This window comes from Saccharothrix sp. ALI-22-I (assembly GCF_001984175.1).
Taxonomy (GTDB): Bacteria; Actinomycetota; Actinomycetes; order Mycobacteriales; family Pseudonocardiaceae; genus Actinosynnema.
Genome location: NZ_MTQP01000054.1, coordinates 110435 through 124639, shown reverse-complemented (window position 1 = coordinate 124639; position 14205 = coordinate 110435). Strand labels below are relative to the sequence as shown.

Annotated in this window: 14 protein-coding genes; 9 read left to right on the top strand and 5 right to left on the bottom strand. The window is 70.8% G+C overall.

The window, feature by feature from the left end; translation table 11 throughout:
• Positions 1-24 precede the first annotated feature (24 nt).
• Together modA and ALI22I_RS14025 are read right to left on the bottom strand one after the other, a co-directional pair.
• Positions 25-780: a molybdate ABC transporter substrate-binding protein gene (gene modA / locus ALI22I_RS14030; RefSeq protein ID WP_077005923.1), complete on the bottom strand. Its 756-nt coding sequence runs from the start codon at positions 778-780 to the stop codon at positions 25-27.
• Positions 780-1178, bottom strand: coding sequence for a TOBE domain-containing protein (locus ALI22I_RS14025; RefSeq protein ID WP_077005922.1), 399 nt, complete (start codon positions 1176-1178; stop codon positions 780-782). Before ALI22I_RS14025 ends, modA begins: the two co-directional genes overlap by 1 nt.
• 100 nt (positions 1179-1278) lie before the next feature.
• Between ALI22I_RS14025 and ALI22I_RS14020 the strand changes: the two genes are divergently transcribed.
• A complete protein-coding gene (locus ALI22I_RS14020) occupies positions 1279-1770 on the top strand; it encodes a DUF4383 domain-containing protein (RefSeq protein WP_077005921.1) in 492 nt (163 codons plus the stop codon).
• A 72-nt stretch (positions 1771-1842) separates the two neighbouring features.
• On the top strand, positions 1843-2097 hold the full coding sequence (locus ALI22I_RS14015; protein WP_143532192.1) for a hypothetical protein: 255 nt from the start codon (positions 1843-1845) through the stop codon (positions 2095-2097).
• A gap of 6 nt (positions 2098-2103) precedes the next feature.
• Here the strand turns inward: ALI22I_RS14015 and ALI22I_RS14010 are convergent, their stop codons facing one another.
• Together ALI22I_RS14010 and ALI22I_RS14005 are read right to left on the bottom strand one after the other, a co-directional pair.
• Entirely contained in the window at positions 2104-3015 is a 912-nt protein-coding gene (locus ALI22I_RS14010) for an NAD-dependent epimerase/dehydratase family protein (protein ID WP_077005919.1), read from the bottom strand.
• A gap of 73 nt (positions 3016-3088) precedes the next feature.
• Positions 3089-4261 carry a metallophosphoesterase gene (locus ALI22I_RS14005; RefSeq protein WP_077005918.1) on the bottom strand — a complete coding sequence of 391 codons (1173 nt, stop codon included), beginning with the start codon at positions 4259-4261 and terminating at the stop codon, positions 3089-3091.
• 106 nt (positions 4262-4367) lie between these two features.
• Between ALI22I_RS14005 and ALI22I_RS14000 the strand changes: the two genes are divergently transcribed.
• The 3 genes from ALI22I_RS14000 to ALI22I_RS13990 all read left to right on the top strand — a co-directional run bounded on the left by ALI22I_RS14000 (position 4368) and on the right by ALI22I_RS13990 (position 7483).
• Positions 4368-4601, top strand: a complete 234-nt coding sequence (locus ALI22I_RS14000) for a hypothetical protein (protein ID WP_077005917.1) — start codon at positions 4368-4370, stop codon at positions 4599-4601.
• Positions 4602-4817: 216 nt separating this feature from the next.
• A complete protein-coding gene (locus tag ALI22I_RS13995; RefSeq protein WP_077005916.1) occupies positions 4818-5036 on the top strand; it encodes a hypothetical protein in 219 nt (72 codons plus the stop codon).
• A gap of 305 nt (positions 5037-5341) precedes the next feature.
• The gene (locus ALI22I_RS13990) at positions 5342-7483 is read left to right on the top strand and encodes a putative bifunctional diguanylate cyclase/phosphodiesterase (RefSeq protein ID WP_143532191.1); all 2142 of its coding nucleotides are present in this window, start codon (positions 5342-5344) and stop codon (positions 7481-7483) included.
• 223 nt (positions 7484-7706) lie between these two features.
• On the opposite strand, the gene ALI22I_RS13985 is transcribed toward ALI22I_RS13990, so the two are convergent.
• Complete coding sequence (locus ALI22I_RS13985) at positions 7707-8363, bottom strand: transcriptional regulator (RefSeq protein WP_077005914.1); 657 nt, start codon at positions 8361-8363, stop codon at positions 7707-7709.
• A gap of 304 nt (positions 8364-8667) precedes the next feature.
• Between ALI22I_RS13985 and ALI22I_RS13980 the strand changes: the two genes are divergently transcribed.
• The 4 genes from ALI22I_RS13980 (at position 8668) to ALI22I_RS50805 (ending at position 14143) form a co-directional block, all read left to right on the top strand.
• Complete coding sequence (locus tag ALI22I_RS13980) at positions 8668-10734, top strand: diguanylate cyclase (protein ID WP_238598346.1); 2067 nt, start codon at positions 8668-8670, stop codon at positions 10732-10734.
• Positions 10735-11340: 606 nt separating this feature from the next.
• Positions 11341-12534, top strand: coding sequence for an esterase-like activity of phytase family protein (locus ALI22I_RS13975; protein ID WP_077005913.1), 1194 nt, complete (start codon positions 11341-11343; stop codon positions 12532-12534).
• Positions 12535-12711: 177 nt separating this feature from the next.
• The gene (locus ALI22I_RS49175; RefSeq protein ID WP_077005912.1) at positions 12712-12858 is read left to right on the top strand and encodes a DUF1059 domain-containing protein; all 147 of its coding nucleotides are present in this window, start codon (positions 12712-12714) and stop codon (positions 12856-12858) included.
• A 94-nt stretch (positions 12859-12952) separates the two neighbouring features.
• A complete protein-coding gene (locus ALI22I_RS50805; RefSeq protein WP_179118227.1) occupies positions 12953-14143 on the top strand; it encodes an MFS transporter in 1191 nt (396 codons plus the stop codon).
• Positions 14144-14205 lie beyond the last annotated feature (62 nt).

Below are 14205 nucleotides of genomic sequence, written 5' to 3'. Positions count from 1 at the left end.
CCCGGGTCCGACGGCGGGCGGACGTCACGGCGTGTCGAACCCGGCTTCGGCGAGCACGGCCCGGCCCCGGTCGGACCGGACGTGGTCGATGAACGCCCGGGCACCGGCCGCGTTGCGCGCCTTGGCCAGCGGCGCGATCGGGTAGTCGTTGACCGTCCGGTCGGCCTCGGGGAACTCGATGCCCTCGACCTCGCCCGTGGACCGCACATCCGTCCGGTACACCAAGGCGGCGTCCACCTCGCCGAGCCGCACCTTGGTCAGCACGGCCTTCACGTCCTGCTCCAACGTGTCCGGCCTCGCCGTGACCCCGGCCGCCTCGAACGCCCGCTTCGCCGCCGCCCCGCACGGCACCTGCTCCGCGCACAACGCGATCTTGGCGTCGGCGTCACCGAAGTCCGCCAGCCCGGTGATGCCCGCCGGGTTGCCCTTGGGCACCGCGATCTCCAACCGGTTGCGGGCGAACGTGACCGCCGCGCCGGAGATCCCGCCCGCGTCGCCGACCTGCGTCATGTTGGCTGGCGCGGCGGAGGCGAACACGTCCGCCGGCGCACCCTGGTTGATCTGCTGGGCCAACGCGGAACTGCCGCCGAAGTTGAACACGACCTCCACACCCGGGTGCGCGGCCTCGAAGTCCTCGCCGAGCCGGGTGAACGTCTCGGTCAGCGACGCCGCCGCGAACACGGTCACCCTCCCGTCCACCGCCCCGCCGACTTCCGCACCACTGGAATCCGCACCACAACCGGCCACGACAAGCAGCACCACCAGCGCGAGCGCGCGCATCAACCCTCCGGTATCTCGACGACGACGTGCGTGGACTTGATCGAGGCGACCGCCACGCTGCCGACCTCCAGGCCCAGCTCATCGGCCGACTCGCGGCTCATCAGCGACACCACCCGGAACGGCCCGGCCTGCATCTCGACCTGCGCCATCACGCCGTCCTTGACGACCCGGGTGACGATCCCGCGCATCCGATTGCGCGCCGACGCGGCCACCGTCACCCCCGGCTCGGGCGCCTCGGTCAGCCGCTGCGCGAACTCGGCCAGCTCCCGGCCGGCCACGCCCTTGCGCCCGCTGTCGAGCTGCACCTCGGTCAAGCGGCCCTGCTCGATCCACCGGCGCACGGTGTCGTCACTCACCCCCAGCAGGGAGGCGGCTTCGCTGATCCGCAGATTCGGCACGCCAGAGAGTGTAACTCCGCACCTGCGGCATGAAGTGATCTTCGTTTCCCCCCACCCGCTCCGGGTACGCCAACCCCAGCCGGTCGATCGGAGGAGAGCCATGGCCACCTCAGCGGAAGGCGTCGGCACCCGCCGCCGCCCCGTCCAGGTCCTCGCGCTGCTCGTCGGGGTGGTGTTCCTGCTGGTCGGAGTGCTGGGGTTCGTGCCGGGCGCGACCGACGGCCTGGACCGCATCGGCATCGCCGGACCGCACTCCGAAGCCATGCTGTTCGGGGTGTTCCAGGTGTCGGTGCTGCACAACGTGCTGCACCTGCTGTTCGGCGCGGCCGGGATCGCGGCGGCCCGGACGCGAGGCGCGTCCCGCCTGTTCCTGGGTGCCGGCGGGTTCCTCTACCTGCTGCTCTGGGTCTACGGGTCGGTCGTGCACTCGGTCGACTACGACGGCGGTGCGGCGAATTTCGCACCGTTCAACCCCGCCGACAACCTCCTGCACCTCGGACTGGGCGCGGGCATGGTCCTGCTGGCCGTGCTCAGCACGGCCTTCGAACGCGCCCACGGCCAGTACCCGGGCCGCGAACAGCGCGGTGTGTGACGCCCGGTTGATCGGCGTGCGGAACCCGTCGCGTAAGTTCACCCAGGGAGGCGCTTGACTGGGAGGGCGTAGATGGCGAGTTCCGGAGGACGACGGCATTTCGGGCGAGTGGACCCGTTCTGCCTGTTCATGGTCCTGCCGCTGGTGCTGATCGCGGGTGTCCTGGTGTGGGGTGGCCTGGCCTGGGTCGGCGTTCTCGTCATCGTCGTCGCCGGGATCGTGGTGCTCATCGACTCCTGGACCAACCGGCCGCTGCCGTTCGACGTGCCCGACGACGACTACGACGACTACGAGCCGCCGCAGTCTCCCGGCCGCCGCACGTACTAGCCGCCGCTAGCTCCGGGGGAACGTCTCGGCGACTGCGGCGTCCAGCGACATCGGTCGGGCGGGTGTGACGAACAGTTCGCGCAGCAGCAGGTCGTCGAGGTGCATCGGGTCCACTCCGGACTGCAGGCCCCGCACCCGCTGCACGAGACCGGTAGCCAGCAACGCCACCCGCACCACCGCGCCCGGCAGTCGGCGCACCGCGCGCGGGTGACCGGCGGCGGTCGCGATGCGGCCGATCATGTCCGGCCACGTCAGGTTCTCGTCCGCCATCGGGATGTCCTCGCCGGACGCCCGCTCCAGCGCGTCGACCGCCGCCTCGGCCACGTGCGCGGCCGTCGTGACGGCGCTGCCGCCGGGCGGCGCGACCAGTGGCGACCGCGACCGGACCCACTTGTCCAGCCCGCCGGACCAGTTCGGCAGCCGATCGCCGGACCGGCCGAGTACGAACGGCAGTTCCAGCACCGCCACCGGCAGGTCCGGACCCGCCGCCGCGCGGCCCGCCCGCGCCTGCTCGACCCGGCTGCGGATGTACGGGTGCCGTTCGGCGAGCCGCCACTCGGGGTGCAGGCGGTGGAAGTGCGTGTAGTACGACCCGAGCACCACGGCCCGGCTCAGGCCCGCTTCGCGCGCGGCGGTGAGGAGCCGGACGACCGGGGCGACGTTGCCGTGGTGGAACACCGGGTACGCGGGCTTGCGCGGCACCTCCCGGCCGTCCGCGCCGGCCGCGAACACCACGCCGTCGTGGCCCGCCAGCAAACTGCGGAACTCCGCATCGGTGGCCGTGGTCGCGTCCACGGCGTGGTCGACGCCGTCGCGTGCGGTCCGCGCGACGGACGTCACCTCGTGCCCGCGTTCCCGCAACCGCCCGACGACCTGCTGCCCGACCAACCCGCTCGCACCCACCACCAGAACCTTCATGGGGCGATCATGCCTCCCGACTCGCGACGTTCGCCGAGGCGGGCCGCTCCCGGGTTCCTGCCGATCCTGGGAGTCAGGCCGCGCGCAGGGTGAGGAGGGAGATCTCGCTGGGCGCGAAGACGCGCAGCGGCGGGCCCCAGAAACCGGCGCCGCGGCTGGTGTAGAGCTGGGTGCGGTCGCTGTGGCGGCTCAACCCGGACAGCACCGGCTGCTGGAGGCGCACCAGCAGGTGGAACGGCCAGATCTGGCCGCCGTGCGTGTGGCCGGACAGCTGGAGGTCGACGCCGGCCGCCACGGCTTTCGGGATCTCGCTCGGCTGGTGGGCCAGCAGCACCACCGGCGCGTCGGGGTCGGCCCCGGCCATCGCGGCGTCGAGGTCGGCGCGGTGGCCCGGTTCGCCGGAGTGCGCGGCGGTGATGTCGTCGATGCCCGCGAACACCAGCCGCGCGTCACCGCGATCCAACACCCGGTGCTGGTTGTGCAGGCTCGTCCAACCCAGCTCGGTCATGTGTTCCAGCCACGCCTGGGCATTGCTCAGGTACTCGTGGTTGCCGGACACGTAGAACCGGTGCCGCGCCCGGACGTCACCCAGTGCGGCGGCTTGACCGCGGCGTTGCTCCACCGTGCCGTCCGCGATGTCGCCGACGTGCACCACGACGTCGGCATTGAGCTCGTTGACCGCCGCCACCGTGCCCTCGTTCCACCGGGTGCGGTCGATCGCGCCGTAGTGGGTGTCCGCGAGCACCGCGATGGTGAGGCCGTCGAACGCCCGGTCCAGCCGGGGGAGTACCACGTCGGTCCGCCTGATCCTCGGCACCCGGCGCGCCTCGCGGATGCCGTACCCGACCAGGGCCAGGCCGACGACCAGCAACACCACCGCGACGAACCGGGACCGGAACGGGTTGTCCACGCCCGCGACCGTCAGCACGAGCCGCAGCACGTGCGTGATGAGCGTCCAGGCGAAGAACACCCACGCCACGCCCAGCATCAGGTGCGCGATCCGGGCGGCCCGGTCGGAGTGCCTGCGGCCGTGCGCGCGGACCAGCAGCAGCGGGAACGCCACGGACGTCACCACGAAGAAGGCCGTGCCGATGACCTGCACCGGCCACGGCCAGTCCGCGCTCGGCGCGAGCAACCCCGTCCACGGCACCCAGAACAGCAGTGCGGTCACCGTCAGCAGCACCGCCGTGAAGCTGACGCGCCGCCGCGCGGACGGGCGGGGTGGCGCGGTCGTCGTGCTCGACATCGGATCTCCTCGGCGGCTTTACGAACCAGTGGGCTCTTATCGACGGTAACCCGCCCCGGACCCGGTGTCCAAGTTTGCCGGTCGAGTGCGCGGAAACCCTGGTCACATGGCCGACCAGGATGACGAACGCGAGATCGACACCGCTGCGCCCGACACCGCTGCGCCCGACACGCCCGACGCCGAGGCGTTCCGGGTCGAGACACCGGAGGAGGACGAGCGGCTGGCCGAGTCGCAGCACACGATCGACGAGGCCAAGGTGATCGCGGCGGACCTCGCCCGGACCACGCCCGACCCGCTGCCCGACAGCGAGCCGCCGGAGAGTTCCACCCCCGGCTCCTGACCCCGCAGCGGTCCACAGTGGACTTACCTGGACGGCGATTGTCCGGTCGGAACCCAGGTGTGGGGAGTTCGCTCTCCCGCGTCGGCGGTGTTCGGCCGCCGGCGGTGATATCGTCCCGGACGATCGGATGATCTTCACCCGGTCGTCTCGTTGTGCGGCACCGACCGTGTGGAAGAACGCGCCGGTCGTCCCGCGTTCCGGCGGACGAGGAGGAGCATGGCCGCCGGGGAATCGGAACCGGAAACCGAATTCCCGCACCGGATCGGCAAGACCGCCAAGCGGGTGCTGGCACTGGAGGGCTACACGCGGTACGAGCAGTTGACGAAGACCACCCCGAAGGAACTGCTCAAGATCCACGGGATGGGGAAGAAGGGCATCCAGATCCTGCGCGAGGAGCTCGCTGCCAGGGGCCTGTCCTTCGGCGACGAGTCCTGAGACGACGACCGGGCCCGGGGCGCCCCGGGCCCGGTGTTCCAGCTGCGCGGACCCCGCGTCCGGCGCGCGGTCAGGCCGCTCCCGGCCCGCATGCCGGCCCGGACGTTCGGGTGGAGTTCGAGCTGGTGGTGATCGCGCGCACCGCGCACCCGCGCTCGACCGTTTCGTGACGAGGTCCGGAGTGGTGCGGTCCACAATGGACTCACCCGAATGGCGGTTGCCGACGGTGAACACCGGTATGGATAGTTTCGATCTTCCGCAACGGATGTTCAGTCGATCGCCGCTTGACTTGGGGGTAACCGAGCGTGGCTCGTCCAACACGCGTCGTGGTGGACGATGCGCTGTCGGCACCCGGTCAGGCCGGGCTGCGCCTGATCAGCCGGCTGACCGAGGCCTACGCCTGGCTCAGCGGTGTCGCGTTCACCCTGCAACTGCTGTTCTTGGGCACCGGGCACGTCCGCCTGCTGCTCGCCGCCCTGGTGCCCGTCGTGCTCGCGTCGTGGTGGCTGCGGCCCAACCGGGACAGCTGGCTCGTCGCATTGGTGGAAGGGCTCGTGGCCCACGGCGCGGTGTTCGTGTTGCCGAACCCGCAGCCCGTCATCGGCTTCCTGTTCGCGGTGACCGTGCGGCGCGCGCTGCACGGTGACAGCGAACGGTTCCCGTTCAAGGCGGTGCCCGCGCTGCTGGGGTACCTGCTCGGGTTCGGGGTGTGGATCACGATCACGCCCGTCGCCGTGACCGGCCCGCTGGTCGTGTCCGTGGCGATGCCGTTGATGGGCCTGGCGGTCGGCACGATGGCGTTGCACGAGACGGTGCGCTCGGCGCGGCTCGTCGAGGACGCCCGCCGCACCGTCGATGCGGTGGTGCGGGCCAGCCCGATCGGGCTCGTGCTGCTCGACGCCGAAGGCGTGCCGCAGCTGCACAACGAGCGGGCCCGCGAGTTGCTGGAGTGGGCGGCGGGCGAGCCGGGGCGGGTGCCGTGCCCGCACGGGCCGGACATCACGCGCTGCGAGCACGGCTGCCGTTCGGCCGAGGACCCGGTGGAGGTCGGCGTCACTCGCGCGGACGGCTCCACCGGCGTGCTGGCGGTGCACGCGGTACCGGTCGAGCACGTCTCCGAACGGCACACCGTCGTCACCGCGCTGGACGTGAGCAAGCGCCGGGAGTGGGAGGACGCGCTGCGCACCCGCGCCGAACGGGACGAACTGACCGGGCTCGCCGGCCGCACGCACTTCCTGCACCTGGTGGACCAGGCGCTGTCAGCCGGTGAGACGGTCGGCCTGCTGGTGATCGACCTCGACGGGTTCAAGGAGGTCAACGACGCCGAAGGGCACGAGGCGGGCGACTGGTACCTGGTGTCGGCGGCCGAGCGGGTCAGCCGTGCGGTCGGACCCGTGGCCACCGCCGCGCGGCTCGGTGGCGACGAGTTCGCCGTCCTCGCGCCCGGTCACGACGTGCGCGACTCGGCGCGGCTGGCCACCCGCATCCTGTCCGAGCTGGCGCGGCCGTTGACCGGGCTGGGGCACGAGACGGTGATCCGGGCCAGCGTGGGCATCGCGGTGTCGTCGCCCGGTGCCGGCACGGCGGACCTGCTGCGTGACGCGGACACCGCGATGTACGCGGCGAAGCGGGAGGGCGGCAGTCGGATCAGGCTGTTCCGGGCGGAGATGGGGGAGCGGGTGCTGGCCCGGCAGCGCGACAAGGCCGACCTGCGCACGGCCGTGTTCGACGGGCAGTTGGTGCTGCACTACCAGCCGATCGTGGACTTGGCGACGTCGGCGGCGACGGGTGCGGAGGCGTTGGTGCGGTGGCAGCGGCCGGGGTACGGGCTGCTCGGGCCTGGTGAGTTCATCGGGTTGGCGGAGGAGACCGGGCTGATCGTGCCGCTGGGCAACAAGGTGCTGGCGGGCGCGTGCGAGCAGGCGATGCGGTGGCGTGAGCAGGGGCGGTCGTTAGGGATGACGGTGAACGTGTCGACGCGGCAGCTGTCCGCGCCCGCGTTCCTACCGTCGTTGGACCGGGTGTTGAAGACGACGGGCCTGCCGCCGGAGCGGCTGACGATCGAGGTCACCGAGTCGGTGTGGGCCGACGGCGCGGCGATGCGCGGGCTGATGGAGGTGCGGGAGACCGGGGTGCGGGTCGCGTTGGACGACTTCGGCACCGGCTACTCGTCCCTCAGCTACCTGCAGCGGTACCCGTTCGACGTGGTGAAGATCGACAAGTCGTTCACCGGCGCCCTCTCCGAAACCGGCCGCACCGCCGGCGTCGTCCGCTGCATCATCGACCTGGCCGAGGTACTGGGCGCGCACACCGTAGCCGAGGGCATCGAAACACAAGCCCAAGCCGACTGGCTCCGCAACGCCGGCTGCGCCTACGCCCAGGGCTACCTCTTCGGCCGCCCCGACCTCCCCGAAAACTGGGCCACCCAACCCTCAGCCCCCCGCTAACCCGCGTGTCCAACCTCCAGAACGCGCGTGTCCAACGTTCCGGTCGCGCGTGTCCAACACTCAGAACACGCGTGTCCAACGTTCAGAACACCCGAGTTGAACGCTCAGGTCGCCGGGGTTGAACGGTCAGCGGTGCCTGAACGTAGAACTCAGTGGTCCTGAAGGTAGGACACGCGCGTTCTGGAGGTTGGACACGCGCGTTCTGGACGTTGGACACGCGGGCTCAGGGGAGGTCGGTGAGTGTGTTCCAGAACATCAGTTCGTAGGCGTGCAGGAGGTGGGCGGAGGGAATCGCGGTGGAGGGGTTCCAGCCGGTCGCGAGCACCTGGTCCAGTGCGCGAAGTCCCAGTGCGTCCAACTCCGGCGCGGGTTCGGCGAAGAAGTCGAAGAACGCACACCCGGCGTCGTCGAAACCGTAGTGCTCACGCAGTGCCGCGGCGATCGTCGCGCAATAGCCACCCCATTCCGCGAAGTTCGCCAGAATCGCGAGGAGAGCGTCGTGCGGATTGCCGTCCAACGCCAGCCTGGCCACGTACGACGGGTACGCCTGACATCCCGGCAACGGCCGATAGGCAGTCACGTCGTCCGGGCTCAGACCACACGCGGCGGCGAAATCGGCCAGCTTGGCCAACGCCAGCCCTTCACCTCCCGCGACCGCCGCGAAGAACTCGCGTTGCGCCGGTTCGGGAGACTGCGCGGCCAAAGTGAGGAACGCCCGCCAGTCGCTCCGCACGATGCGGTGCTCCTCGGCCGCCAACGCCGCCAACGTGCCCGGTGGCGCCTCGCCACGGGCGATCAGCGGCACCAACCGGTTCGTCCCACCCTCACCGGTCAACTCCTCGCGCACCCGCTCCAGCAGGTCTTTCGCGTCTTTCGTCATCCATCCCCCTTGTCCGAACGCCACACGTCACCGTCGACCGCGGCATGGTCAATAGGCACTCTATCGATGCGGCCGACACCGTGATCGGCGCGTCCGACACCGTGCATATGCACGTGCACCGCGGTTGTGTGGATGAAGACTCGGCAACAACGATTGACGCGGACTCCCCTTGGCCGGTCTCATGGCTCCGCCTTGTCGGACTTGTCGGACGTCAACGTTGCCGCAGTGGGGAGAGCCGGGATTGCGCGTCGCCGGAGTCACGTCGGTCGAAAACCGCGGAATCCCGATCGAAAAGCAGCACCACGTGTGGATAGGTTACCTGCTTTTCGGCCTGTCATCGGTCGGGGTCTACTATGCACTGCCGATCTTCGTCGGCACGATCCCGCTCCGCGTGATCGTCTACTGCGCGGTCAGCACGTCCGCCGCCCTCGCCGTGTGGTGGGGGGTGCGGCGCAACAAACCGGAACCCCGCGCGCCGTGGATCGTGCTCGGGGCCGGCCAACTGGTGTACGCCCTGGCCGACACCACCTTCTACAGCTCGCACTACGTGCTGAACGAGACCGGCTACCCGTCCGTCGCCGACGCCTTCTACCTCGGCCACTACCCGCTCGTCGTGGCCGGCCTGCTCATGCTGATCCGGCAACGCCGCTCGGACCGCGACCTGCCCGGCCTGCTCGACTCGGTCTCGCTCACCGTGGTCGCGGGCCTGCTGTCGTGGGTGTTCGTGATCGGCCCCCAGACCCGCCTCGGCACACCGCTGCTGGTCGAGATGGTGTCGCTGGCCTACCCGCTGATGGACCTGGTGCTGCTGCTGGTCTCACTGCGGCTGCTGTTCGGCGGCGGCTGGCGCGGCGCGTCGTTCGTGCTGCTCGCCCTGTGGCTGGCCGCGATCCTCACCGCCGACACCGTGTACGTGCTGCAACGCCTCGACCTCAGCTACGAGGCGGGCAACTTCCTGGACGCGATCTGGCTGACCGGCAACGTAGCGCTCGGCGCGTGCGCGCTGCACCCGTCGATGGCACGCATGGCGCAGGCCGTCGACGTGCCCGCGTTACGGTTGAGCTGGCCAAGACTGGCGATCCTGTCCACGGGCGCGTTGATCGGGCCGTTGGTGCTGCTCGTGCAGCACTACCAGGGCGTGCGCCGGGACGTGCCGGTGATCGCGGCCGGCTGCGCGGTGCTGTTCGCGTTGACCGCCACCCGGCTCGCCGGCCTCGCGGTGGACCAGCGCAGCCTCGCCATCACCGACAGCCTCACCCGGCTGGGCAGCCGCCGGTACTTCGAGGCACGGCTGGCCGACGAGGTGGCGCGGGCCAAGCGCACCGGCAGCCCGTTGGGCGTGCTGATCCTCGACGTCGACCGGTTCAAGTCGATCAACGACCGGTTCGGGCACCCGGCTGGTGACCGGGTGTTGGTGGAGGTGGCCACCCGGCTGCGTGCCGTCGCCGGGTCCGACCGGGTGCTCGCCCGGTACGGCGGGGAGGAGTTCGCGCTGATCGCGACCGGTGCCGACGTCGAGAACCTGAAACGGTTGGCCGAACGGCTGCGGCACGGTGTCTCGCACCACCCGATCGCCGTGAGCGGTCGGCGTTCGGTGACGGTTACGCTCTCGGCCGGCACCGCCGCGTTCGCGCCGCACTACGGCACGGCGTCCGCGCTGGTGTCCGCGGCTGACCGTGCGCTGTACCTGGCCAAGGACCTTGGTCGTGACCGCGCGGTCGCCGGTGGCACATCGCTCACCGAACACCGGGAGGACGTCGCGGTGGACTACCTGAACCAGGTCGCGGACCTGGTCGACCTGCGCGTGGCGAGTCCCGGGCGCAGCCTGGCCATCGCCGAGTGGGCGCGCACCGTCGCCGAACACCTGAAGCGCGACCCGGGCGAGATCCGCACCGCGCACCGCGCGGGACGCCTGCTGGACGTCGGCATGATCGTGCTGCCGGACGACCTGCTCGCCGAATCCGGCCCGCTCACCGACCAGCAGTGGCACCTCCTGCAGGAGCACCCGGACAGCGGCGCCCGGATGGTCGGCGTGCTGCCCGACCACGGTGAGGTGGCGGAGGTGATCCGTCAGCACCACGAGCGGTGGGACGGCGCCGGCTACCCGGCCGGTCTGATGAGGGACGACATCCGGATCGAGGCGCGAATCCTGTCCGTGTGCGACGCGTGGGCGGCGATGCGGGCCGACCGACCGCACCGGCGGGCGTTGACGCACGAGCACGCGGTGCGCGAACTGCGGTCCGGGCGGGGCGCCCGGTTCGACCCCGATCTGGTGGACGTGTTCCTGACGTTGCTGGACAAGCGGGTCGTCGGCGATCTCACGGCCGGTCCCGGCTCGCCCGTGACGCACGAGGGCAGCCGCCTATCCTGACGCCATGTCGCGCCGGGCCCTGATCACGATGACGCCGGACGAGGTGCGCGCGTTCCTGGAGGAACAGCGCGTGGTCACCAACGGTCAGCCGGACAACCAGGTCGCCAAGATCCGCCGCACGGGTCTCGCCGACCACGTGGACGGCTGGTGCGTGTCCGGCGAGGTCGGCATGCGCAAGCCGGACCCGGCGATCTTCCGGCTGGCCGCGCCACCTCGGCGGCTCCGTCGAAGGTGGCTGGACCGTCGGCGACAGCCCGGATCTGGGAATCGCCGGCGGTCGAGAGGCCGGACTGGCCACGTTCTGGATCAGCCACGGCCGACCGTGGCCCGCCGATCGGACGCCACCGGACCGCGTCGCGCCGGACACCCGCCTCGCGATCCGGGCGCTACTCGAAGACGCCTGAACCATCGCCACAAGCGAGCGCAAGTCCACCATTCCGGTCTCAGGCAGCCACTGCTACCTGCGGCTGACGTTCACCGGCAACACCGGCCGGCCCGCCGCCCCGACTCGCTGAGGTCGCGCGACACCGGATGTTCACCGCGTGCTCCTAGCGTTCCGCGCACCGCGTGCCCCGAGTGGGCGCGCCACGGCAGAACGGAACGCTCATGAGGAGACCGCTGGTCATCGGTCTGTCCGCACTCGTCCTGGCATCGGTGGCGGTGCCGGGGTCGGCCGAGCCCACCGGCCGCCACGACTTCGGCCGCGCCACGTTGACCGGGTTCGCCGCGCTGGCCGCCGCGACGTTCGTGCCGGCCAGCGAGCCGTCCGGTTCGGCGCTCGGCACCGCCCCGGTCAACGGGATCGTGCCTCCGTTCGCCGACCAGCCGGTGCAGGGCTTCAGCGGTGTGCTGCGCAACGCCGACGGCACGTTCGACGTGTTGTCCGACAACGGCTACGGCACCAAGGCCAACAGCGCCGACTTCACCCTGCGCGTGCACCGCATCGGCCCCGACTTCGCCACCGGCGCGGTGGACGTGGTCGGCGGCGTCACGCTGACCGACCCGAACGGGCAAGTGCCGTTCCCGCTGACCCGACCCGACCGGGTGCTCACCGGCGCGGACTTCGACGTGGAGTCGATCACGCGCGCCAACGACGGCACGTACTGGATGGGCGACGAGTTCGGCCCGTACCTGCTGCACTTCGACCGCGCCGGCCGGCTGCTCGCCCCGCCCGTGCCGCTGCCCGGCGTCTTCGCCCCGGAGAACCCGGCGGGCACGCCGAACCTGGGCGGCAGCAGGGGATACGAAGGCCTGGCGCTGTCCGCCGACGGCCGCACGCTGGACGCCCTGCTGGAGGGCACGGTCGCGGGTGACCAGCCCGGCAGCCTGCGGCTCAACGAGTTCGACCTGCAGCGCGGCCAGTACACCGGCGTCCGCTGGACCTACCAGCTGGACAAGCCGGAGCACGCGATCGGCGACGCCATCACCGTGGACCGCAACCGGCTGCTCGTGGTCGAACGGGACGGCGCGCAAGGCGTGGACGCCCGCGTGAAGCGGGTCTACCTGGCCGACAAGCGGGACCGCGACCACGACGGCAAGCTGGACAAGACCCTGGTGGCCGACCTGCTGGACATCGCCAACCCGCGCAAGGTCGGCGGCTTCGGCGAGACGTTCACCTTCCCGTTCGTCACGATCGAGGACGTGGTGATCCTGGACGACCGCACCATCGGCGTGCTCAACGACAACAACTTCCCGTCCTCGTCGGGCCGCACGCCGGGCAAACCGGACAACAACGAGTTCATCACCCTCCGACTGGGCGACAACCTCGGCGCCGACCCGCGCGTCCTGCGCCGCCGCTAGTCCAGACCCCCACCGCTCGCCGAACGCGTCCTCACCGACGCGTTCGGCGTGGCGCTGCCCGATAACGTCCGCGATCGTGCGGAGATCCGGGCGCCATCAGCGTGGCGAATACGCACCGGTCGACATCCGCGCGGCCTTCAGTAGAGTCGGCTTGGAGATCAGCAGCGGAGGATTGAGATGAAGCGGAACATCACCTGCCCCTGTGGAGAGCAGATCGTCGGTCAGGACGAGGACGACCTGGTGGCGAAGACCCAGAAGCACCTCAAGGAGAACCACCCGGGGCACGACTACTCCCGCGACGAGATCCTCTTCATGGCCTACTGAGCCGAACGGCCTCCGGTCCGCGGGCACGGCGGCCAGAGCGTCGGCGATCACCGGCGCGAGGTGCGACTGCCACGTCAACCGGGGGGTGGGGCGTGTGCTGACGGCGTTGCGCGTGGGGGATTTCCGGCTGCTGTGGGCGGCACGGACGGTCAGCGTGTTCGGTACCTGGCTGCTCGTGGTGGCCGTGCCCGCGCACGTCTTCGAGCTCACCGGCTCGCTGATGGCGACAGGTGTGGCGCTGGCGGCGGAGTTCCTGCCGCCGGTGCTGCTCGGGCCGGTCGCCGGGGTCCTGGTCGATCGCTGGGACCGGCGGCGGGTCATGCTCGCGGCCGACCTGCTGCGCGCCGCCGCCGTCGCCTTGCTACTGCTCGTACGGGACCCCGATGACCTCTGGCTGGTCTACGTCGCACTGGTGATCGAGAGCACCGGAACGGTCGTGTTCCGCCCGGCCGCCCAAGCGCACACACCGGTCGTGGTCGGCACCGGCACGGCGTTGAGCGGCGCCAACGCGTTGAACTCCATCACCGACGGCGTCGCCAGGCTCGTCGGTGCACCACTGGGCGGCGCGCTGATGAGCCTGGTGGGCTTCCACGCGTTGGTGCTGGCGGACATCGTCAGCTACCTGGTCTCGGCCGGTCTGATCGCGTTGATGTCCAAGCGCTCAAGCGGCAACACCACAACCAACGTGGGCAAGGAACTGGCCGAAGGCCTCGCGTTCCTCCGATCGGAACGAACAGCCTCGTCGCTCCTGGTCGTCACCACCATCTTCCTGGCCGCGAACGCCTCGCTCAGCGCACTGCTGGTCCCGTTCGGCATCACCACCCTCGGCGGCAGTGCGGTGGTCGGGCTGGTGCTGTCCGGGCTCGGCGTCGGGTTCCTGCTCGGCGCGCCACTGACCCGCTCCCTGGTCGACCGGCTCCGCACCGGCCCGCTACTGGCCGCCGCACTCGTCGTCACCTCGGTCGGTTTCGTGCTGCTGTTCAGCTCCCGGTCGCTGACCTCCGCCCTACCCGCCGCCGTGCTCATCGGGCTGTCCGGTTCCGCGGTCCTCGTCGTCGCGCAGACCGCGCTGCAACGGGTGACGCCCACCGAAGTGCTGGGACGGGTCAGCGCGGTGCTGTTCACCGGTGAGGCGGTGGCGACGTTCGTCGGCGCGCTGGCCGGCCCGGCGCTGGCCGAACTCACCTCACCGCGCACGGCCGCCTACGCCGCGTGCGCGGTTACGCTGATTGCCGCCGTGTATGCGAGATCGACGCCTTCCGTTCACCAATCCTTCGCCCGCTGATGGCCACTTCGCGCGTCAAACGAGTCGAGCGGGAGAGATGATCAGGGTGAACACGGGGGTGA